This window comes from Crossiella sp. S99.2 (assembly GCF_023094165.1).
GTDB lineage: Bacteria > Actinomycetota > Actinomycetes > Mycobacteriales > Pseudonocardiaceae > Crossiella.
In genome coordinates this window covers 1,055,222-1,077,164 of record NZ_JALMDK010000001.1, presented here as the reverse complement: position 1 = coordinate 1,077,164, position 21,943 = coordinate 1,055,222, and the positions used below count along the sequence as shown (strand labels likewise).

Sequence of the window (21,943 nt, the reverse complement as noted above, 5' to 3'; positions counted from 1 at the left end):
CGTTCGACAATGGATTCACACCGGCCATTCGACGACGCGCGGCCAGTACTCCTGCCTCCCTTCCCGAAAAGGGTGACCCCGATGACTCCCATCGAATTCGCCGTGCCCGAACAGCACGACTTCACCGGGTCGATGCCGCTCACCGGATTTCTGCACCGGAACGCGGAGCGCGAGTGCCCCGCATTCACCTTCGTCGACTACAGCGCGGACCGGGCCGGGATCGAGCACACCCTGACCTGGCGCGAACTGGACGTGCTGGCCAGGGCGCTGGCCGCGCAGCTGCGCCAGACCACCGCGCCCGGCGCCAGGGTGGCCATCCTGACCCCGCACGACCTCAACTACGTGGTGGCCTTCCTGGGTTGCCTGTACGCGGGCGTGATCGGGGTGCCGCTGTTCGCGCCCGAGGTGAGCCTGCACGGCTCCCGGCTGGTCGGCGCGCTGGCCGACTGCGATCCCGAGGTGTGGCTGGCCACCGAGCACGCGCTGCCCCAGGTGCGCAAGCTGCTGGACGGCGAACTGGCGCCCAGCCCCAAGCAGGTGCTCGCGGTGGACAAGGTGGATCCGCTGGCCGCGGTGGGTTTCCGGCCCGCGGTGGTGGCCATGGACGATCCGGCCTACCTGCAGTACACCTCCGGCTCCACCCGCGCGCCCAGCGGTGCGGTGATCACGCACCGGAACCTGGTGGTCAACTCGGCCCAGATCGCCGCCGCGTACCAGCTGGACCAGAGTGTCACCTGCTCCGGCTGGATCCCGTTCTTCCACGACATGGGCCTGATGTCGATGCTGGCGGTGCCGGTGCTGCTGGGCGCGCGCGGGGTGTTCTGCACGCCGTTCGCCTTCCTGCAGCGGCCGGAACGCTGGCTGCGGCAGCTGGCCGCGCACCCGAACACGCTGACCGCGGCGCCCAACTTCGCCTTCGACTACACGGTCGCGCGCACCAGCGAGGAGTTCAAGTCCACTGTGGACCTGTCCAGGGTCAAGATCATGATCAACGGCAGTGAACCGGTACGGGCCAAGACAATCGAGCGGTTCAACGCCGCCTTCGGCCCGGCCGGACTGCGGCCGGAGGCGCACCGACCGTCCTACGGACTGGCCGAGGCGACGGTGTACGTGACCGCCACCGGCGCGGCCGGACCGACCGTGCTGCACGTGGACCGGACCGAGCTGAGCGCCGGTCGGCTCACACCGTCCACTTCGGACACCGCACTGGCTTTGGTCGGCGCGGGCAGCGGGATCGCGGTGCAGGTGCTGGTGGTGGATCCGGCCACCGGTGCGGCCCTGCCCGAGGGCACGGTGGGCGAGGTGTGGGTGCACGGGCCGAACGTGGCCAACGGGTACTGGCAGAAGCCCGAGGAGTCCGCCGAGGACTTCGACGGTCACCTCACCGGCGGGCCCGAGTCGGCCCCGCGGCGTGGCTGGCTGCGCACCGGGGACCTGGGCGCGTTCCACGAAGGCGAACTGTTCATCACCGGGCGGGCCAAGGACCTGATCATCATCGACGGCAAGAACCACTACCCGCAGGACATCGAGGGCACCGTGCACGAGGCGCACCCGGCGATCCGGCGGGACTACGTGGCCGCGTTCGCGTTGTCGGACCACGATTCCGAGCGAGTCGTGGTGATCGCGGAGTACTCCCGGCACGCTGCGGAGGAGGACCGCGATCCCGACCTGGTCGGGCTGGCCGTGCGTCAGGCGGTCGCGGCCCACCACGACCTGCGGCTGGCCGATTTCCGGCTGGTGCCGCCCGGCAAGGTGCGCCGCACCTCCAGCGGCAAGATCGCCCGCAACGCCACCCGCGAGCAGTACCTCGGCGGGGTTTACGGGGAGCGGCTATGACCACCCAGCAACAACTCCAGGACTGGTTGCTGCGCCGGGTCGCGGAGGCCACCGGCCGCCCGCCCGAACAGCTCGACATCCACCAACCCCTTGACAGCTATGGGCTTTCCTCCCGGGACGCGGTCGCACTGTCCGGGCAACTGGAGGAGCACCTCGACCGCAGTCTTCCGGCGACGCTGGTCTGGGAGTACCCGACGATCGCCGGAATCAGCGCGGCCCTGCTCGGTGTGGCCGCGCCGAAGGCCGCTGACGCCGCCCCGCCCGCGGCGTCAGCGGCCCCCCAGCCAGCCGAACCGATCGCGGTGGTCGGCCTCGGCTGCCGCCTGCCTGGCGGGGTGCACGGCCCGAAAGCCTTCTGGGACCTGCTTTCCAGCGGCCGGGAGGCCATTTCCGAGGTGCCCGAACAACGCTGGGCCGGGCACGCGGGCTCGCCGGAGGCGGCCGAGGTGCTGGCCCGCACCACCCGCTGGGGCGGCTACCTGGACGACATCACCGGCTTTGACGCCGACTTCTTCGGCATCAGCCCACGCGAGGCCGCCGGGATGGACCCGCAGCAACGCCTGCTGCTGGAGGTGAGCTGGGAAGCCCTGGAGCACGCGGGCATCGCGCCCGCCGGGCTGCGCGGCAGCCGGACCGGGGTGTTCGTCGGGATCAGCGGCAACGAGTACGGGCAGCTGGCGATCAGCGAGGCCGAACGGATCGACGCCTGGAGCGGCACCGGGGCGGCGCTGAGCATCGCGGCCAACCGGCTCTCCTACGTGCTGGACCTGCGCGGACCCAGTGTGGCGGTGGACAGTGCCTGCTCCTCCTCGCTGGTCGCGGTGCACCTGGCCATGCAGAGCCTGCGCGCCGGCGAGACCGCGGTGGCGCTGGCCGGGGGCGTGAACCTGTTGCTGTCGCCAGGAGTCACGGTCAATTTCGACCAGATGGGCGTGACCTCGCCGGATGGCCGGTGCCGGGCCTTCGACGCGGCGGCCAACGGCATGGTGCGCGCCGAGGGCGCCGGTGTGGTGGTGCTCAAGCGACTTTCCGATGCCCGGCGGGACGGGGATCGGGTGCTCGCGGTGCTGCGCGGGTCGGCGGTCAACTCCGACGGCCGCTCCAACGGCATCACCGCACCCAACCCCGAGGCCCAGGAAGCCCTGCTGCGCACCGCCTATGCCAACGCTGGCATCGAACCGTCCGAAGTGGACTATGTGGAGGCGCACGGCACGGGTACGTTGCTCGGAGACCCGATCGAGGCAGGCACCCTGGGTGCGGTGCTCGGCGCGGGCCGGGATCCGGCGGCGCCGCTGCTGATCGGGTCGGTGAAGACCAACGTGGGCCACCTGGAGGCCGCGGCGGGCATCACCGGGCTGATCAAAGTGGTGCTCGCGCTGGCCAACGACGCCATCCCGGCCAGCCTGCACTTCACCGAGCCCAACCCGCACATCCCGTTCGACCGGCTGGGCCTGGCGGTGGCCAGTGCTGCCCGGCCGTGGCCGCGTCAGGACCGCCCTGCCCGCGCCGGAGTCTCCGGCTTCGGTTTCGGCGGCACCAACGCGCATGTGATCGTCGAGGAGGTAGCCGCGACTGCCTCCACTTCGACGGCGGAGGGGCCGGACGGCTACCTGTTGTCCGGCCCCTCTCCAGAACGCATCCGGGACACCGCGGGCAGCCTGGCCGAATGGCTGGTCACCGCGGAGACGGATCTTGGCGCGGTGCGGCACGCGCTGCACCGCCGGTTCGCCGGACCGAGCCGGGCTCTGATCACCGCCTCGGACAAGGCAGAACTCCTTGCTGGGCTGCGCACGCTGGCCGCGGGCCGGGTCGCGCCGAACATCGCCGCGGGTCGCGGGGACCGGCTGGGCTCGGGTGTGGTGTGGGTGTTCTCCGGGCACGGCTCGCAGTGGACGGGCATGGGCGCGGAACTCCTGGCCACCGAACCGGCCTTCGCCGACGCACTGTCCGAAGTGGACGAACTGGTGCAGGCACTGGCCGGGTTCTCGCCGAAACGACTACTGCTGGACCGGGCCGAGCTGGACGGTTTCGCCGTGGTGCAGCCGACCTTGTTCGCCGTGCAGGTGGCCCTGGCCGAGCTGTGGCGCTCCTACGATGTGCGGCCGGACGCGGTGATCGGGCATTCGGTGGGCGAGGTGGCCGCTGCCGTGGTGAGCGGCGCGTTGTCGCTGGCCGACGGGGTGCGGGTGGTGACCGCCCGGTCCCGGCTGGCCGCGGCACTGGCCGAACCCGGCGTGATGGCGGTGCTGGAACTGCGGGCCGAGGAGGTCGCCGCGGTGGCCGCCGGACTGTCCGATGTGGACATAGCGGTGCACAACGCGCCGGAACAGACCGTGGTGGCCGGACCCGCGGGGTCGGTGGCGCGGCTGGTCGAGCGGGTCGAGGCGAGTGGGCGGATGGCCCGCCTGGTCAAGGTGGATGTGGCCAGCCACTCCGCCAGGGTCGAGCCGGTGCTGCCCGCGCTGGCCGCCGAACTGCGTGGGCTGCGCGGCCGCAAGCCGGAGATCCCCTTCTACAGCACGGTGTCCGAGCGGCCCGCCTTCGACGGCGGGTACTGGGTGGCGAACCTGCGGCAGCCGGTGCGCTTCGCGGACGCGGTGACCAAGGCGCTGGCCGAGGGTTACGGGGTGTTCCTGGAGATCGCGCCGCATCCGGTGCTGGCCCAGGCGATCACCGAGACCGCGCGGGCGCACGGGTCCGAGCCGGTGGTGCTGGCCAGTCTGCGCCGGGACGAACCCGAACGCGCGCAGTTGCGGCACGAGTTGGGCCGGTTGCGACTGGCTGGACATCCGTTGCCCCGCAGCAAGGGCACGCCGGCCGAGCTGCCGACCACGCCCTGGCGACATCAGCCGTACTGGGTGGCGCCGAGCCGCCGCCGCGGTGCGCTGCCCGCCGGACATCCGTTCCTGGGCACCCATCTGGAACTGCCCGAGGACGGCCGGCACCTGTGGTCGGCCGAGGTCGGCCTGGAGGCGTTGCCCTGGCTGACCGATCACCGGGTGGACGAGGTGCCGGTGCTGCCGGGCGTGGCCTACGCGGAGATCGCGCTGTCCGCGGCGAGTGCGGCCTTCGGCCTGCCGATCAGCCAGGTGCAGGCCAGTGATGTGGCCCTGCACCGGCCGCTCGCCCTGGGCGCGCGCACCGGGCTGACCACCGTGCTCATCCCCGGCGGCGACCTGCGTGGCCTGGTCAACATCTACAGCCGGGCCGAGGACGACGTCTGGCTGCTGCACGCCACCGCCAAGGTCGCCGCGGCCGAACCCGTGTCCAGCACGGACCCCGATCCCTTCGACGGCTCGGATGTGCTTGCCGGGGAAGGCATCGACCGGGCCGAGCTGTACCGGCGGCTGCGCGCGCTCGGTCAGCAGCACGGCCCGGCCTTCGCCGGGGTCACCGAGGTGCACGCCACCGGCGACGGTTGCGCGGCGGCCAGTGTGGTGCTGCCCGAACAGGCCCCGCCCAACCCGCGCTTCGCCGCGCACCCGGCGGTGCTGGACTCCTGCCTCCAGGTGCTCGGCGCGGCGCTGCCCCCGGCCGCGGACAACGAGTTGCACCTGCCGATGGAGTTCGGCGCGATCCGGGTCTACGGCGAGGTCGGCCGGGGCGGACTGTGCCAGGTCACGGTGTCCGGCGAGGGCGGCGGGGTGCTGGCCGACGTGCGGCTCAGCGATCCGGACGGCAGGCTGGTGCTGGAGATCAACGGCGTGTTCGTGCGCCGGGTGCAACGCACCGAACTGACCGTGCCACTGGGTGAGCTGCTGCTGGAAACCGTCTGGCAGCGCGCTGATCCACCACCCGGCCCGGTCGCGGAGACCAGCGGGACCTGGCTGGTGATCGGCGAGGACGACCGGCTGACCTGCGACCTGTCCGACGGCCTGCTCGCCGCCGGCAGGCACCCGATCGTTCTGTCCACTGTGGACATAACCCCCGAACTGCTGACCAGTGTGCTCGACCAGACCGCACCGGCCGGGATCGTCCTGGTGCAACCGGAACCGGACGGTCCCGAGGGCCTGGACGCGGCGCTGCGGCTGACCGTGGCCGCCTCCACCCTGGTCGGCGCGCTCGCCGACCGCGCGCTCACGCCCCGGTTGTGGCTGCTCGGCGCGGGTGGCGCGGATGTGGTGGGCGCGGAACTGGTCCGCCCGGCCGCGGCCGCGCTACGTGGTCTGGCCAGGGTGCTGGCCTTCGAGCAACCGGCGCTGCGGGCGAGCTGGGTCGACGTGGATGACACCGCGGCGGTGACCGGGTTGCTGACCGAACTGCTCGGCGGCGGCACCGAGGACGAGGTGGCCTGGCGCGGCGGGATCCGGTACGCGACAAGGCTTCGCCGGGCCACGCTGCCCGAGCCGGGCGAGGCCCCGGTGGTGCGTTCCGGCGGCGCGTACGTGGTCACCGGCGGACTCGGCGGGCTGGGCCTGGTGCTGGCCCGCTGGCTGGTCGAACGCGGTGCGGGCAAGGTCGTGCTCAACGGCCGGTCCAACCCGAACTCGGCCGCCCAGCAGGTGATCGCCGACCTCCGCTCGCACGGCGCGCTGATCGAGGTGGTCACCGGGGACATCGCCGATCCCGGTGTCGCGGAACGGATCGTGGCCACCGCCCAGGACGGCGCGAGCCTGCGCGGCGTGGTGCACGCGGCCGCGGTGCTCGACGACCGGGTGCTGGGCAGGCTGGACGCGGACAACGTGCGCCGGGTGTGGCGCCCCAAGGCTTATGGCGCCTGGCGGTTGCACGAGGCCACCGCCGGACTGCCGCTGGACTGGTGGCTCGGCTTCTCCTCCGCGGCCGCGCTGCTCGGCTCCCCCGGCCAGGCCGCCTACGCCGCCGCGAACGCCTACCTGGACGCGATCACCGCCCGCCGCCGCGGCGAGGGCCAGCCCGCGGCCACCATCAACTGGGGCACCTGGGCCGAGGTCGGCCTGGCCGCGGACCGCGAGGTCGGCGCGGTCGCCCCGATCACCCCGGAACAGGGCCTGACCGCACTGGAAGCGGTACTCGCCTCGGGTCGCGCGGCCACCGGCGTGCTGCGTCTGGACGTCCGGGCACTGGCCGAACTGTTCCCGGCAGCAGCCCGTACCCCGTTCTTCGCCGATCTCATCCCGGCCGCACCCGCGGCCACCCCGGACTGGCCCGGCGTCTCCGCACTGTCCACAGTGGACCCCGTTGAGGCGCGGCGGATCGCCGGTGGCCAGTTGCGGGCTCGGATCGCCGGACTGATGGGCTTCGCCGCCGAGGCGCTACCCGCCGACACTCCACTGACCGGGCTGGGCCTGGACTCGCTGCTCGCGGTCCGGGTGAAGAACGCGGTGCAGCACGATTTTGACCTCACCCTGGCCACCTCGGTGCTGCTGCGCGGGGCCAGTCTGGCCGAGCTGGAAAGCTGGCTGTTCGCCGAACTCGCGCTCGGCGCAAGGGAATCCGGCCCGGCCAAGCCAGTGCTGGTGCCCCCGAGGGACGCGGCGGAACGCCTGGTCGGCGCGGTGTGGCAGGAGGTGCTGGTGCGCCCGGTCGGCGTCACCGAGACCTTCGAGGCGGCGGGCGGCACCCCGGTGCAGGCCGAGCGGATCGCCGCGTTGCTGGCCGAGCGCAGCGGTCGCACGCTGCGGGTGGACGAGCTGTTCGCGGTGCCCACGGTGGAGGGCATGGCCCGCTGGGTGCGGGAGCGGGAGGTCGGCAGCGGGCAGTCCCCGCTGCGGGTGCTCCGCCGCGACGGCGGCCAGCCCCCGCTGTTCTTCTTCCACCCGGCGGGCGGCGACACCGCGGTGTACCGGCAGCTGGTCGATCTGCTCGATGCCGATCAACCCGCCTACGGCCTGGACCGCGTCGACCACGTGCGCGAGCTGACCGAGAAGGCCGGGTGCTACCTGGACCACGTCCGCGCGGTGGCGCCACACGGCCCGTACCGGCTGGCGGGCTGGTCACTGGGCGGGTTCCTCGCCTACGAGGTCGCCCAGCAACTCACCGCGGCCGGCGCCGAGGTCGAGTTGGTGGCGATGTTCGACTCGCTGAACCCGCTGCCGCTACCCGCGGGCCTGGACGAGGTACGGCTGGCCGAACTCCGCTTCCGGCGGTTCGCGGACTTCCTGGAAACCAGCTACGGCAGGCGGATCGAGCTGCCCTACGACGTGCTGGCCAGGCTGGGCGATGAGGAGCAGATCGATCTGCTGATCGAGCAGATGACCACGCACGAGCTGGTCAACGTCGAGGTCAGCACCGCGATCCTGCACCACCAGCGCACCTCCTTCCTGGACACCCGGGTCCTGGAGCGCTACCAGCCCGAGCTGTACGACGGCCGGGTCGTGCTCTACAGCGCCGCCGACAAAACCCCCGGCGGCCTGAAAGACCCCCGCTTCGACCGCGACGACCCGCCCCTGGGCTGGGACGAGTTCTGCCCCGGCCTGGAGGTGATCCGCGTCCCCGGCCACCACCTGTCAGTCCTCGACCCACCCAACGTCGAGGCCATCGCCACCCACCTCCGCGACCTCCTCCGCTCCCTCACCCCAACCCCCCACCACCCCTGACGCCGAGTTGGCCCAACTGGTACAGCCAGTTGGGCAAACTCGCCGTACCAGTTGGGCCAAGTGAGCGGGCTACAGCTCTGGGTCGGATTCGACCACTCGCCAGCTGACCGAGCTGATCCCGGGTTCCAGGCTCATCCGGCTGACCGCGGATTCGAGTTCGGTGCCCTGTTTGCCCTTGCCGGACAGTCTCGCGGTGACCTCGACCTTGCCGGAGGCGCCCAGGTCCTCGCTTTCCAGGCCCTGCAACACAAATCCGGCCGAGGTCACCGACTGGACCACCAGGGCCCGGATGTGCGCCTCCTCGGCGTCCCGGCAGACCGCCTTGAAGTCGTACAGGTAGCGGCGATCCGTCTCGGACTGGGTGCGGTCCACCTTGCGGGCCAGGGAACGCAGGACCACGTTGGCCAGCACGATCGCCACCGCGCCTGCCGCGGCGATCGGGTACAGGCCCGCGCCGGAGAGGCAGCCCACGCCCGCGGCGCCCCAGATGGTGGCGGCGGTGTTGATGCCGCGCAGGCTGACGCCGTCGCGGATGATCACACCGGCGCCCAGGAAACCGATGCCGGAGACCACCTGGGCGGCGATCCGGGTGGGGCTGCCCTCTCCTGGGGTCAGCACGCTGAGCAGCACGAACAGCGCCGCGCCGGTGGCCACCAGGGCGTTGGTGCGCAGGCCGGCCATCCGGGCCCGCCACTGCCGTTCCAGGCCGATCACCGAACCGAGTACCAGGGCCGAGCCCAGGCGGGCGCCGACCTCCCACCACAGCAACGTCATGACCGCTCCCCATCCGCCAGCACCAACTCGTGTGCGACCGCGTCGAAGTCGAACAGCTCGCCGTAGCGTCCCCAGTCCACCGCCACGGCGAGTTGCCGCATCGCCTCCTGTTGGGTGAAGCCGCGGCGCAGCAGATCCAGGAAGAAGGTCTGCCGCAGGCGGCCGGTGCGGCTGGTGCGCAAGGCGTGCGTGATCATGCCGATCAGCGGGGCGTTGGCCTCGGCCAGCTTGGCGAACTGGCGCTTGCTGTCCGGGATGTTCGCCTCGGCCCAGGCCTGGCCCTCCAGGGTCAGGTGCGCGCCCGCGCCTGCCACCTGGACCAGGCCGAGCATGCCCGCCGCGTCCACCAGTGGCATCAGGTCGTCGACCTCGAAGGACAGCTTGGCGGCCAGCTCGGGCAGCTCGGCCCGGCCGCCGCTGCCCGCGACCAGCTCGACCAGTCCCGCCAGGCCGCCGACGGTGGCCTCGGGCAGTGGGCGCATCAGCGGGGTGCGCGGGTCCGGGATCGAGCGGCCGGCCGCGGACCCGGTGAGCGCGGTGTAGATCTGGTCCACGACAGCCAGGAATCCGGCGCCGCGCCGGTCCCTCGGCCTGCTCAGCGGCACGCTGATCTCCGCGGTGATCCGGCCTGGGTTCGCGCCCAGCACCAGCACCCGGTCGGCCAGCAGCACCGCCTCCTCGATGTTGTGTGTCACCACGCAGATCGCCCTGGTCGGGAACTTCGCGCTGCCCCACAACGCCATCAGCTCACTCCGCAGGTTCTCCGCGGTGAGCACGTCCAGCGCGGAGAACGGCTCGTCCATGAGCAGCGCGTCCGGCTCCAGCACCAGCGCGCGGGCGAAGCCGACCCGCTGCCGCATGCCGCCGGAGAGTTCCTTCGGGTAGGCCCCGGCGAACCCGTCCAGCCCGATCAGGTCGATCATCTCCTCGGCCCGCCGCCGCCGTTCCGCCGGCGCGACGCCCCTGGCCTGCAGACCGAGTTCGACGTTCTCCCGCACGGTCAGCCAGGGCAGCAACGCGAAGCTCTGGAACACCATGGCGGTGCCGGGGTTGGCCCCGCGCAACTGCTCGCCGCGGTAGCTGACCCGGCCGCTGCTGGGCTCGACGAGTCCGGCGATGGTGCGCAGCAGGGTGGACTTGCCCGAACCGGACTTGCCCAGCAGCGCCACCACCTCACCCGCGCGCAGTTCCAGGTTGATGTCGGCCAGCACGGGCAGGCCGGTGAAGTTCTTGGAGACGTGCTCCAGCGCCACGATGGTCATCTCGGTACTCCTTGTGCTCAGAGGCGGTAGCGGCGCTGGGCGTGGGCCTGCAATGGCCGCCAGCAAAGCCGGTTGAGGGCGACGACGTAGACACTCATGACCACGACGCCGATCAGGATGTGCGGCTGGTTCCCGCCTTCGGTGGCGGTCTTGATGTAGGCGCCGAGGCCGGTGGCGGTGAGCGTGTCCCCGCCGTAGGAGACGTACTCCGAGACGATCGAGGCGTTCCACGCCCCGCCCGCCGCGGTCAGCGCGCCGGTCACCCAGGCCGGGAACACCCCGGGCAGGATCAGCCGCCGCCAGCGCAGCCAGCCGCGCAACCGCAGGTCCGCGGCGGCCTCCCGCAGGTCGGCCGGGATCGCGCTGGCCCCGGCGATCACGTTGAACAGCACGTACCACTGCGCGCCCAGGCTCATCAGCAGGATGCCGCCCCAGTCCAGCGTGACGCCGGTGCCGATCAGCAACGCGGTGACGAACGGGAACAGGAAGTTGGTCGGGAAACTGGCCAGCACCTGCACCACCGGCTGGGCCAGCCGGGACACCCTCGGATGCAGCCCGATCCACACCCCGATCGGCACCCACACCAGCGAGGACACCGCCACGATCAGCAGCACCCGGCCGAAGGTGACCAGCCCCAGCCAGGCCGCCTCGCCGACATCGGCCCAGCTCGCGGTGCCGGAGAGGTAGCCGACCGCGGACACCGTGCCCCAGCTCAGCAAGGCCAGCACCGCCACCAGCAGCAGCGCGTCCCCGAACCGGCGGCGACCCGGCGCCACCGACCAGTCCGCCCGCGGCCTGCCGAACACCCTGGCCACCCGGTCCAGCCCCGCACCGAGGGGTCGCAGCAGCGCAGCCAGGCGGCGGGGCAGGCTGGAGCGGCGCAGCAGGTCCAGCACCAGGCTGCGTGGGGCGGTCGCCGCCTCGGCCTCCTCGATCCGGAACCGCTCGGCCCAGGCGGTCAGCGGCCGCCAGAACAGCAGGTTCACCGCCAGCACCAGCAACACCATCGCGCCGATCGCGAGCAGCAGCCGGTCGTCCTGCGCGCGTTCGGTGGCCGCGGCCACGTAGGAGCCGATGCCGGGCAGCGCGTAGGTCTGGTTGAGCACGCTGATCGCCTCGGCGGCCACCACGAAGAACCAGCCGCCGCCGAAACTCATCATTCCGTTCCACAACAGCGGAATCACCGTGCTCGGCGCGTCCAGCTTCCAGAACCGTTGCCAGCGGGTCAGCCGCAGCATTGTCGCGGCCTCACCGAGTTCCCGTGGCTGGGCGCGCAATGCCTGATACCAGGCGAAGGTCATGTTCCATGCCTGCGAGGTGAAGATGGCGAAAATCGACGCGCATTCCACGCCGAGGGTGGAGCCGGGGAAAAGCCCGATGAAACCGGTGATCGTGATGGACAGGAAGCCCAGGATCGGCACCGACTGGAGAATGTCCAGCGCGGGCAGGATGACCCGCTCGGCCCGCCGGGACCGCGCCGCCAGCGTGCCCACCACCATGGTGAAGGCCAGCGAGAGCGCGAACGCGGCGAACATGCGCAGCAGCGTCCGGCCCGCGTAGTAGGGCAGCACCGCGGGATCAGTGCTGATCCGGGCCAGTGAGTGGTCGGCGGGCAGCGGGTCGAGAGTGCCCGCGCCGAGGCGGATGGCGAGGTAGAGCAGCAGGCCGACGCCGAGCGCGACGGCGGCGTCAACCGGGACGGTACGACGGCGTGCGGGCACGCCAAGGACTGCGAACATGACAAGGTTCCGAACTGTGCGAAAGCCGGAAAAGGGCAGCAGAAGTCACCGGCTACGCCAGCTCAGGGCGCACCGGGAAATAAGGAAAGAAAGAAGTCAGAAGCGACTACTAGGAGGATCACCGAGAGTCATGGGCGATCACCTCCTAGCGCGCGAAATCGAGCAAACCTTCAGCAGGCTAGCAGCGATTCCGCATCAGCTCCAGCGTTGCTCGTCCCATGTGAACGGGATCCCATGTCCGGACCCGCTGCCGAGGTGGAGAGAAATTCCAGCCGGCCACAACCGCAGCAACAGGTCGAACCGGAACAATCCGCCCACCCGTTCCCTGGGTTCGTAGACCAGCAGCGCGAGCGGACTCTCCGGCGTGGCCTGTGCCGCGGCCTCGGCCAGCACGGTCCGCCCCTGCGCGCGCTGCGCGGGCGAGACGTACTGCCACACCACCGAATGCCAGACCACGGTGAGCACGCCCGGCCGCGGCTGGGCCAGGTGCCGCCGCAGCCAGTCCGGTCCGGCGGCGCGTTCCACCTTCACCGGATCGTCCACGGCCAGCCGCATCGCGCGCTGCAACCGGCGCCAGCGATCCAGCTGGTCCGGCCAGACGAAGGAGGAGAGCTGCCGCTGACCATCCAAAGTGGACACATCCACCGGCTTGAGGTCACAACCGGCGCGCTCGACGAGTTCCAGCGGCACGTCCAGGTCGGTGGGCGGCAGGCCGGTCCACTCCGGGTCCAGCTGCAACCGGCTGCGTTTGTCCCCGAGCACCCGGCCGTCGGAGAGCCGGTAGCCGACCCGGTGCGGGCGCAGGTTGAGCCCGCCGCTCGCGCCGATCTCCAGCAGCCGCACCGGATACGGCTCGGTGCGCCCGGCGGCCTGGGCCGCCCGGCCGGCGGCCACCAGCAGCCCGCCGTAGAGCGGGGCGGTGCGGCCGGGCTCGTTGGTCTGCACGACCGTGGAGCGCACCAGGCCACGCAGTTCGTCGGCGTACTCGGCCAGCACCGGTTCGGCGTCCGACCAGAGCTTGCCCAGATCAGTCGCGCCACCGACGCTGGGGTAATGCTTTGCCAGGCCGGGGGCCTTGCCCTCCAGCACCAGCCGATGCAGTGAGCCTGCGAATCGCAGACCGGGGACAGTTCCGCGGCGGTCCCGCTCGGATCCCGCCATCACCGACGCCGTGACGCCACCGGCGGCCAGATCTTCGGCAGCGGCGGTCAGCAAGGCGTGGTTGAGCGGACTCCGCTGGCGGCAACCACGGGCGGCATCCTGGAAAAGCTCCACGAGCACAGAGGCGAGGCTAGTCCCCCGGCGCGCTGATCGGCAGTCCCCCCAAGGGTTTTCACCCTGCTGCCCAGCGTCGCCGGGGGTGCCGCTGATCACTACCGAATGTCGACCGCGACCGCGTTGTAGGGCGTGGTCGGCGTGGGCGGAGTGGTGAACCGGGCGTTCGGCAGGTACAGCCGGTGACCGAACTGGGCGACGGTGGCTGGCACGTCGAAGCGCGGGTCGGTGATCGACCGGGTCAGCTTGCCGCTGCCGCCATCCGCGGCGAGCTTGAACTCGGTGACCACGTTGAGCCGGTTCTGCACCACGTAGAGCGTGCGGCCGTTGCGCAGCAGGCCGTCGCCGTTGGTCAGCAGCGCGCCACCCAGGTCCACCGCCTTGGCCACACCGGTGCGCGGGTCGACCCGGAACAGCTTGCCGGTGTTGGACTGCACCACCAGCAAGGCGTCCCCGGCCGGCGTGGTGACCAGGCCGTTGGCGTTGACCCCCTCGCCGACCTGGGCGAAGTCCCCGGTCAGCGGGATCTTGGTGAACTTGTCCGCGGCGGGCAGCGCGCCGTCGCGACCCAGCGGCAGCCGGTACAGCGCCGGGTTGCGCGAGTCGGTGAAGTAGGCCGCGCCCGGGGTCAGCACCACGTCGTTGATGAAGCTCTTGCCCGCCTCGGCGAAGGCGTAACTGGCGAGGACCTTGCCGGACCGGGTGTCCACCACCCGCGCGTCCCCGCCGGTGCCGCCGGCGACGAACAGCCGGCCGCGCCAGTCGGTCTTAAGACCCAGCGATGGCGTGCCGGGCCCCTTGCTGAACACCGTGCCCTTGCCGCTGGCGAGGTCAACCTGGTAGATCGAACCGTCCACTCTGGACCCGAAGTAGGCGCTGGTCCCGCCGATGGCCACGCCCTCCGGCTGGAACCCGTTCGGTAGCGCGAACTCGGTCGGGAAGGGCGCCGTTCCGGCCACCGCGACCGGCGCCCCGGCCAGCGCGGTCACCACCACCGCGGTCCCCGCCAACAGTCTCCGAACGCGCATCGCTTGTTCCTCTCACCCAGGGCGAAACCTGACAGCTGGACCCTGTCGGACCCACCTGATGGTTCGCTGAAGATGTTGGCGCGACGGGGATTCAGGGGTTCATGGTGCGCGGTCCGTTGCGTGGAACGACACCCCGCCGGATGGAATCCTCATGGGTCAGCCGGACCCACAGCCGCACCCGAGGGCGGCTGAGCAGGACCAGCACCGCCACGCACGCCGCGAGCATCACAAAGGTGCCCAGCGCGGGCAGCAGCCCGACCGAGATGCCCCGCATCAGCGAGCGGACCAGGCCGATCGAGCAGATCAGGATCGGCAGCGCGGTGGCCAGCTGGGACTGCTGCAGGTTGGGGAAGTCCTGGTGCGCCAGGGAGAACGCGCCGAGCAGGTTGAGCAGGCCGGGACCGGCCACGATGACCGCGATCGGGATCATCACGACCAGACTGCCCTCGCCGCCGATGCTCGCGGCCAGGATGACCGCGCCGAAGGCCAGCATGCCGAGCGCGAGCAGGTAGTTGAGCCCGATCGCGATCGAGACCTCGCTCGGGCGGTTCGCCTGCCCGGGAAGGACCTGGTGGTACCGCGGCTGCGTCATCGTCTCCCCCTGGCTGGACTGCCCCGGCAAGCTACCGCACCCGGCGGCCGAACGGCCTACCCTCGGCCCCATGACGCGGGTGCTGGTGGTCTCCGACGAGGTGGTGGCGCAGCTCTGGACCGAGCAGGTCCGCCAGCACCGGGTCGACCTCATCCTCGGGGCAGGCGACCTGCCGTTCGACTACCTGGAATACCTGGTCAGCGCACTGGACCGGCCATGCGTGTTCGTGCCGGGCAACCACGATCCCGACCTGTCCGGCTACAGCAACGTGCGTGGTCTGTGGACCAGGGACGGCATGCCAGCGCGCTGGCCGGGCCCGGCCGGGGCGGCCAACATCGACGGCGCGGTGGTGGACGTGGCCGGGTTGCGCATCGCCGGACTGGGTGGCTCGATCCGGTACAACACCGGGCCCAACCAGTGGACCGAACGCCAGCAGGCCCGGCGGGCCCGGCGACTGGTCCGGCAGGCGAACTGGCGCAGGCTGCGCGACGGCAAACCGGTGGACCTGCTGCTCACCCATTCCCCGCCGCTGGACTGCGGGGACCGGGACGATCCGCCGCATCGCGGCTTCGCCTGCCTGCACGACACCGTGCACCGGCTGCGCCCGCGACTGCTGCTGCACGGCCACATTCACCCGCACGGTGAAACGACACCCGATCGTCGGCTCGGCGACACGCTGGTGCGCAACGTTGTGGGCTATCACCTGCTGGACATCGGATCGACCGAGGAGGTTCGGCGTGCGCGGTGACACCGGTTTCCCGCGGGCCGACGCGGAGCACGACTTCCTGCGCGCCCGGCGGCGGCAGGTGCTGTCCCGGCTGGCCGCCTGGCTGCGCCGGGAGCCCGACGACGTGAACATCATGCTGCCCTTCGACGAGGTGGTGGCCGCGCTCGGCAGGCAGAGCGAGCGGCGGCTCGGACTGCAGGTGATCCGGCTGGACTCGATCGTCGGCAGCGTGGACCGGACCAGGGATTTCGACCGCCGGTTCCGGCCGACCTCGGCCAGGGTGCGGGAACGCTGGCAGCGGCTGGCGCTGGCCCAGCGGCGCGGGGAGAGCGTGCCGCCGATCGAGGTCTACCGGATCGGCGACCTGCACTTCGTCAACGACGGGCACCACCGGGTCTCGGTGGCGCACGCGCTGGGCCTGCGCACCATCGAGGCTTACGTGACCGAGGTGCGCACCAAACTGGATCCCTACGGCGTGCGGCACCGCGGCGACCTGATCGTCAAGGACTACCGGCGGATCTTCCTGGAGCGGGTGCCGCTGGTCGGGCAGGCGCGGGCCGCGGTGGTGATGAGCGATCCGTGGGACTACGCCGAATTGGGCGAGTCGATCGAGGCCTGGGGTTTCCGGCTGATGCAGGACGAGGGCAAGTTCAGCGACCGGGCCACCATCGCGCGACGCTGGTTCGCCGAGGAGTTCACCCCGGTGGCAGGCATGCTGCGGCAGGCCGACCTCATCGGCGAGCGCACCGAGGCCGAGGCGTACCTGGTGGTCAGCGGCGAGCGCTACCGGCTGATCCGCACGCACCGGTGGAGCGATGAGGTGGTCAACGCGCTGCGGGACCGGATGCGGTCTTGATCGTGGCCCAGGCGACTCGCCTGCCGTCGCCGGTGGGCGTGTAGCCCCAGGTGTGCGCGACCGCGGCCAGCTCCCGGCCGCGGTCGACACCGCCGCCGAGCTGGGGCAGGAACGGGTCGTCCACCCGCACCGCCACGGTGAGCAGCCCGTCGCACAGTTCCACCCGCAACAGCAGGCCATCGCCCCAGGAGGCGTCCCCGGCCAGCGCCTCGAAGATCAGCTGCTCGGCCACCGTGGTCGCCGGCCCCGCGGCCCGCGGCACACCCCAGTTCCGGCACACCTCGCCGACCACCTCGGCGATCCACGGCGGGCTGACCCGGCGCACCGGCACGCTGAACCGCACCCGGTCGCGCGGCGGCGCGTCCAGCACCGAGGCCAGCGCCTGATCCACGGTCGGGAACACCGGCACGAACTCCAGCACGGTGCTGCGCTCCATCACCGCCCGCAGCTCCGGGCCGGGCTCGGCCAGCAGCAGCGGCACCCCCGGCCAGCGGGCCACGGACAGCCGGACCACGGCGAAGACCGACAGCGGCGCCGGCGTGTGCGCGGTGAGCCGGGACAGGTCGACCACCAGCGCGTGCGGGGCCGGATCCACCGCGTGCAGCAGCACATCGCGCAACTGCGGGTAGGAGCTGGAATCCAGCAGACCGTCCACCCGCAGCACCGCGGCGGCACCCCGGGGTTCGATCTTGGTCGCCAGGACGCTGTCCTCGACCGACATCATCTCCAGCCTCGATCTCGGGCGGCCCGCGAGGACTCTGATCAGGGATTAGTGGCGGTGGCGTCGATTCGAGGGGGGAGTTCGGACATCGACGCCACCCGCCTCCGGCACGGCCACGCAGGGGTCAGCAAACGCGTCGCGCCGGTCCTGAGGGCTCCCGGGGGGGTGGAACCCTCTGCCTGACATCGTCGGTCCCGCGCGCCGCCGAAAGGACGGGATAAATACCTATCTTTGGCCCGAACCGCCGGGGTGACCACGCCGGTGCGCCACCCAGGCCGCGATCCGGGCCCGCGAGCTGAAGCCCAGTTTCTGCAGGATCCGCTCCACGTGGCCCTCGGCGGTGCGCACCGCGATCACCAGCCGGTCGGCGATCTCCTTGTTGGACAGGCCCTCCGCGACCAGCTCGGCGACCTGCCGCTCCCGCCTGGTCAGCACGCTGGGCTCGGCCGTCCGGTCCGGCCGGGGCCGGGCAGCCGGGCGTTCGCCCAGGGCCAGGTCGATGGCGGCGTCGGTGGTCAGATCCCGGCCGCGTTCGTGCGCCGCGGTGAAGGCGGCCGCGCTGATGGCCGCCCTGGTGGTGTCCGCGCACCGGGCGTGCGGTTCGGTGAAGTAGCGCGAGCCGAACAGCGGATAGCCGACCGCGCCCCACTGCGCCTCGGTCGCGCCCAGCAGCACCGCGGCCCGCTCCGGCTGACCTTCGGCCGCGGCGACCCAGGCCAGCAGCTCCACCGCGAGCACGATGCCGAGCAGGTCGTGGAAGTCCCGCTTGGCCCGCAGCGCGGCACAGGCGCCCGCCCGCGCGGCGGCCAGGTCACCGCGGCAGAAGTCGACCAGGCCGAGGCAGAAGGTGGCGTAGGCACGGGCCCAGTGCTCACCGGCCGCGGTGCTCAGCGCGCAGGCGGCGTGGCACAGCTCGGCGGCGCGGTCGAACTCGCCGCGGAAGGCCAGCGCCACGGCCAGTTCGACGTAGCACATCAGCACGTGCCCATCGAGCAGGCCGAGCCGGTGGTAGTGCGCCATCGCGGTCTCGAACAGCTCGACCGCCTGGTCCAGGTCGTCGCCGATCAGGCTCAGGCAGCCCTGCCGGTGGATGGCGTAGGCCAGCGCCATGTCGTCGCCGTCGGCCTCGGCCAGCGCCCTGACCTCGGTCAGGGCGGCCACCGCGATGTCCACCCGACCCTGCAGGGTGGCCACGTAACCGTTGACCCACAACGCTTTGCGCCGGGCCGGGTGGTCCGCCGGGCTCAGCTCCAGCGCCCGGCCCAGCCAGTAGCCGCCCTCGGCCAGGTAACCGCAGCCCGCCCAGTAGCACCACAGCGCCCCGGCCAGCCGCAGCCCGTGCTCGGTCCGGTCCGCCTCACTCAGGCAGAACTCCAGCGCGGCCCGCAGGTTGGCGTGCTCGGACTCCAGCCAGCGGAAGGTCTCCAGCTGCCGCGGCCCGAACCACTCGTGCTCGGCCCGTTCGATCAGCCGCAGGTAGTGCCCGCAGTGCTTGATCCGCACGGTGGACCGGGCGGCCGCGCCCAGCTTCTCCCTGCCGAACTCGCGCAGCGTCTCCAGTAGCCGGTAGCGGGCGCCGCCGGGGTGGTCCTCCCGGCTCAGGATCGACTTGTCCACCAGCCCGGCGACCAGGTCGAAGACCTCTTCCACCAGCAGCCCGTCGCCACTGCACACCGCACCGGCCGCGGCCAGGTCGAAGGTGCCGGCGAAGACCGAGAGCCGGGCCCACAGCAGTTGCTCGCGCGGGGCGCACAGCTCGAAACTCCAGTCCACCGCGGCGCGCAGGGTCTGGTGCCTGGGCAGGGCGGCCCGGCTGCCACCGGTGAGCAGGCCGTAGCGGTCGTGCAGGCGTTCCTCGATCTCGCCGACGGTCAGCGCGCGCACTCGCACCGCGGCCAGTTCGATGGCCAGCGGCAGGCCGTCCAGCTGCTGGCACAGCCGGGCCACGGTGGGCCGGTTCTCCGCGGTCAGCGCGAAGTCCGGGGCCACCGCGGTGGCCCGTTCGGCGAAGAGGGTCAGCGCGGTGTCCGGCTGGGCGTCCGCGGCCGGATCGGGCACGACCAGTGGTGGCACCGGCCAGACCTGTTCCCCGGCCACGCCCAGCGGTTGCCTGCTGGTGGCCAGCACCCGCAACCCCGGCGCGGCCCGCAGCAGCCGGGCGGCCAGCGTGGCGCAGGCGTCCAGGAGGTGTTCGCAGTTGTCCAGCACCAGCAACAGGGTCCGGGCACGCAGTTGTTCGGCGAGCACCTCAAGGCGGTCCCGGCCGGTGTCGTCGTGCAGGCCGAGCGCGGTGGCCACCGCGTGCGGCACGAGTTCCGGACCGGTCAGGTCGGCCAGTTCGACCAGCCAGACCCCGTCCCGGAAGGAGCGGCGCAGTTCGGCGGCGGCGCGGGCGGCCAGTCTGGTCTTGCCGACCCCGCCCACCCCGGTCAGGGTGAGCAGCCGGGTGCCGCTGAGTTGTCGTTTGACCTCGGCGATATCCGGACGGCGCCCCACCAAGGTGTTCACCTCGGCCGGCAGGTTCCCCGCCGGTCGCGGTGACAGCGCGCTCCCCACGGGACGACCCTAGGTTGCCAGGGGTAGTCAATCAACCACGGTCAGCGTGGTGCGCCCGACCGGTCCACCGCTTCCTTGATCGCCCGGTCGACCGCCTGCTGGAACGCGGTGACCACGGCCCGGGTGGTGGCCGGGCGTAACTTGCGCAGGGCGACGATCAACTGCTCGCGCTCCTCGGGCAGACCGCCGTGTTCCCGGTAGGGCCGCAGCACCCGGTCGGCGAAGAGCTTGCGCAGGTCCAGCGCGATCCGCTCGGCGTGCTTGTTGATCACCTCGCCGGCGTCCATCAGCAGCTCGAACGGCATCGGCAGGTCGACCAGCTCCAGCGCCAGGGAGAACTCCACCGCGCTGGCCACCCGGAACCGGCCCTCGCCCAGGTCCTCCAGCACGTGCAGCATGACCAGCCTGCCCAGCTCCGCGTCGGTGAGCCGCCGCCCGGCCCGCCGGTCAACCGCGTCCCGGTCCATCTCCTCGTACTCATCGGCCGCCCAGGGCGCGACCAGCGCGCCGTGCAGGGCGATGTCCTGCACGGTGGCATCCGGTTCCAGCCGGGCCATGTAGCGCTCGACCGCGGCCAGGGTGAAGCCCAGGTTCTGCAGTTCGCGGATCAGGTCCAGCCGGGCCAGGTGCTCGGGGCCGTACAGACCGACCCGGCCGCGCAGTTGCGGCGGCGGCAGCATGCCCTTGCCCGCGTAGAAGCGAACCGTGCGCACGGTCATCCCGGCACGCGCGGCCAGCTCGTCCACGGTGAGCATCGGATCGGCGGCGTTGAGCACGGAGTGGACAATACACCCCTGTTGGTGTGACAGTGATGATGTCACACTCATCACGGCACGTTGACCTGACGGAGGTACGGCATGGCTGGCCCGCTGAGCGGGATCCGGGTGGTCGAGCTGTCCGGGCTCGGTCCTGGCCCCTTCGCCGGCATGCTGCTCGCCGACCTGGGCGCCGATGTGGTGATCGTGCAACGCCCCGGCGGCACCGCGCTCACCGGCGGCGGCGGCCGCTACGACCTGCTCAACCGGGGCAAACGCTCGGTGCTGGCCAACCTCAAGGACCCGGCCGACCGGGACACCGTCCTGGACCTGGTCGAACGCGCCGACGTGCTGATCGAGGGCTTCCGCCCCGGCGTCACCGAACGCCTGGGCCTGGGCCCCGAGGACTGCTGGTCCCGCAACCCCAAGCTCGTCTACGGCCGGATGACCGGCTGGGGCCAGGACGGCCCCTGGTCGGCCATGGCCGGCCACGACATCGGCTACATCGCGGTGACCGGCGCGCTGGGCGCCATCGGCCGCGCCGACGGCCCGCCCCAGGTCCCGCTCAACCTGCTCGGCGACTTCGGCGGCGGCGGGATGTACCTGGTGGTCGGCGTGCTGGCCGCGCTGCTCAACGCCAAGACCACCGGCCAGGGCCAGGTGGTCGACGCCGCCATCGTGGACGGCACCGCGCACCTGTCCACCCTCATCTTCGGCATGCTCGCCAGCGGGGGCTGGCAGGACCAGCGCGGCGTCAACATGCTCGACACCGGCGCCCCGTACTACGACGTCTACCCCACCGCGGACGGCCGCCACCTGGCCGTGGGCGCGATCGAACCCCAGTTCTTCGCCGAGCTGCTGGCCAAACTCGACCTCACCGACACCGCCCCACCCCAGCACGACCCGGCCCGCTGGCCGGAACTCCGCGGCCAGATCGCCACCGCGATCGCCGCCCACCCGCTGTCCCACTGGACCAAGGTCTTCGACGGCAGTGACGCCTGCGCCGCCCCCGTGCTGACCCTGTCCGAAGCCCCCAGCCACCCACACCTGGCTGCCCGCGACACCTTCACCACCCGCGACGGCGTCCCCCAGCCCGCCGCCGCCCCCCGCTTCTCCAAGACCCCCAACACCCCCACCGCCGCACCCCCCACCCCCGGCCAGCACACCGAGGAAGTCCTGTCGGACTGGGGCGTCCCCCGGCATGCCTGACCCCGCCAGCGCCGAGTTGGCCCAAGTCGTACGCATAGTTGGCCCAACTGGTCGTCCCACTTGGGCCAACTCGACGGCCCAGCGGCCCTGGGCCC

General features: G+C 71.9%; 14 protein-coding genes. 5 read left to right on the top strand and 9 right to left on the bottom strand.

Going from position 1 to position 21,943, the window contains the following annotated elements; genetic code table 11:
- Positions 1 to 81: 81 nt before the first annotated feature.
- Both MZC64_RS05255 and MZC64_RS05250 read left to right on the top strand, forming a co-directional pair.
- Complete coding sequence (locus MZC64_RS05255; protein WP_247755893.1) at positions 82 to 1,836, top strand: fatty acyl-AMP ligase; 1,755 nt, start codon at positions 82 to 84, stop codon at positions 1,834 to 1,836.
- Positions 1,833 to 8,354 carry a type I polyketide synthase gene (locus MZC64_RS05250; protein ID WP_247755892.1) on the top strand — a complete coding sequence of 2,174 codons (6,522 nt, stop codon included), beginning with the start codon at positions 1,833 to 1,835 and terminating at the stop codon, positions 8,352 to 8,354. The genes MZC64_RS05255 and MZC64_RS05250 overlap by 4 nt, the downstream gene beginning before the upstream one ends.
- A 69-nt stretch (positions 8,355 to 8,423) precedes the next feature.
- On the opposite strand, the gene MZC64_RS05245 is transcribed toward MZC64_RS05250, so the two are convergent.
- The 6 genes from MZC64_RS05245 to MZC64_RS05220 form a co-directional block, all read right to left on the bottom strand.
- Positions 8,424 to 9,128: an MgtC/SapB family protein gene (locus MZC64_RS05245; protein ID WP_247755891.1), complete on the bottom strand. Its 705-nt coding sequence runs from the start codon at positions 9,126 to 9,128 to the stop codon at positions 8,424 to 8,426.
- A complete protein-coding gene (locus MZC64_RS05240; protein WP_247755890.1) occupies positions 9,125 to 10,390 on the bottom strand; it encodes a nitrate/sulfonate/bicarbonate ABC transporter ATP-binding protein in 1,266 nt (421 codons plus the stop codon). The genes MZC64_RS05245 and MZC64_RS05240 overlap by 4 nt, the downstream gene beginning before the upstream one ends.
- A gap of 17 nt (positions 10,391 to 10,407) precedes the next feature.
- Positions 10,408 to 12,129, bottom strand: a complete 1,722-nt coding sequence (locus tag MZC64_RS05235; RefSeq protein WP_247755889.1) for an ABC transporter permease subunit — start codon at positions 12,127 to 12,129, stop codon at positions 10,408 to 10,410.
- 195 nt (positions 12,130 to 12,324) lie between these two features.
- Positions 12,325 to 13,410, bottom strand: coding sequence for a DUF2332 domain-containing protein (locus MZC64_RS05230; RefSeq protein ID WP_247755888.1), 1,086 nt, complete (start codon positions 13,408 to 13,410; stop codon positions 12,325 to 12,327).
- Positions 13,411 to 13,502: 92 nt separating this feature from the next.
- Positions 13,503 to 14,432, bottom strand: a complete 930-nt coding sequence (locus MZC64_RS05225; RefSeq protein WP_247755887.1) for a superoxide dismutase — start codon at positions 14,430 to 14,432, stop codon at positions 13,503 to 13,505.
- A 91-nt stretch (positions 14,433 to 14,523) separates the two neighbouring features.
- On the bottom strand, positions 14,524 to 15,024 hold the full coding sequence (locus tag MZC64_RS05220) for a hypothetical protein (protein ID WP_247755886.1): 501 nt from the start codon (positions 15,022 to 15,024) through the stop codon (positions 14,524 to 14,526).
- A 70-nt stretch (positions 15,025 to 15,094) separates the two neighbouring features.
- On the opposite strand from MZC64_RS05220, the gene MZC64_RS05215 reads away from it, so the two are divergent.
- Positions 15,095 to 15,772 (top strand): metallophosphoesterase, encoded by a 678-nt coding sequence (locus MZC64_RS05215; RefSeq protein ID WP_247755885.1) that lies wholly within the window; start codon positions 15,095 to 15,097, stop codon positions 15,770 to 15,772.
- On the top strand, positions 15,762 to 16,607 hold the full coding sequence (locus MZC64_RS05210; RefSeq protein WP_247755884.1) for a chromosome partitioning protein ParB: 846 nt from the start codon (positions 15,762 to 15,764) through the stop codon (positions 16,605 to 16,607). Before MZC64_RS05215 ends, MZC64_RS05210 begins: the two co-directional genes overlap by 11 nt.
- On the opposite strand, the gene MZC64_RS05205 is transcribed toward MZC64_RS05210, so the two are convergent.
- The 3 genes from MZC64_RS05205 to MZC64_RS05195 all read right to left on the bottom strand — a co-directional run bounded on the left by MZC64_RS05205 (position 16,576) and on the right by MZC64_RS05195 (position 20,660).
- Positions 16,576 to 17,328 (bottom strand): STAS domain-containing protein, encoded by a 753-nt coding sequence (locus tag MZC64_RS05205; RefSeq protein WP_247755883.1) that lies wholly within the window; start codon positions 17,326 to 17,328, stop codon positions 16,576 to 16,578. The two genes, MZC64_RS05210 and MZC64_RS05205, sit on opposite strands and share 32 nt — an antisense overlap.
- Before the next feature lie 225 nt (positions 17,329 to 17,553).
- Positions 17,554 to 19,884 (bottom strand): LuxR C-terminal-related transcriptional regulator, encoded by a 2,331-nt coding sequence (locus tag MZC64_RS05200; protein ID WP_247755882.1) that lies wholly within the window; start codon positions 19,882 to 19,884, stop codon positions 17,554 to 17,556.
- 41 nt (positions 19,885 to 19,925) lie between these two features.
- The gene (locus tag MZC64_RS05195) at positions 19,926 to 20,660 is read right to left on the bottom strand and encodes a MerR family transcriptional regulator (protein ID WP_247755881.1); all 735 of its coding nucleotides are present in this window, start codon (positions 20,658 to 20,660) and stop codon (positions 19,926 to 19,928) included.
- A gap of 81 nt (positions 20,661 to 20,741) precedes the next feature.
- Here MZC64_RS05195 and MZC64_RS05190 point away from each other — a divergent pair, with 81 nt between their 5' ends.
- Positions 20,742 to 21,848, top strand: coding sequence for a CaiB/BaiF CoA-transferase family protein (locus MZC64_RS05190; RefSeq protein ID WP_247755880.1), 1,107 nt, complete (start codon positions 20,742 to 20,744; stop codon positions 21,846 to 21,848).
- Positions 21,849 to 21,943: the final 95 nt, after the last annotated feature.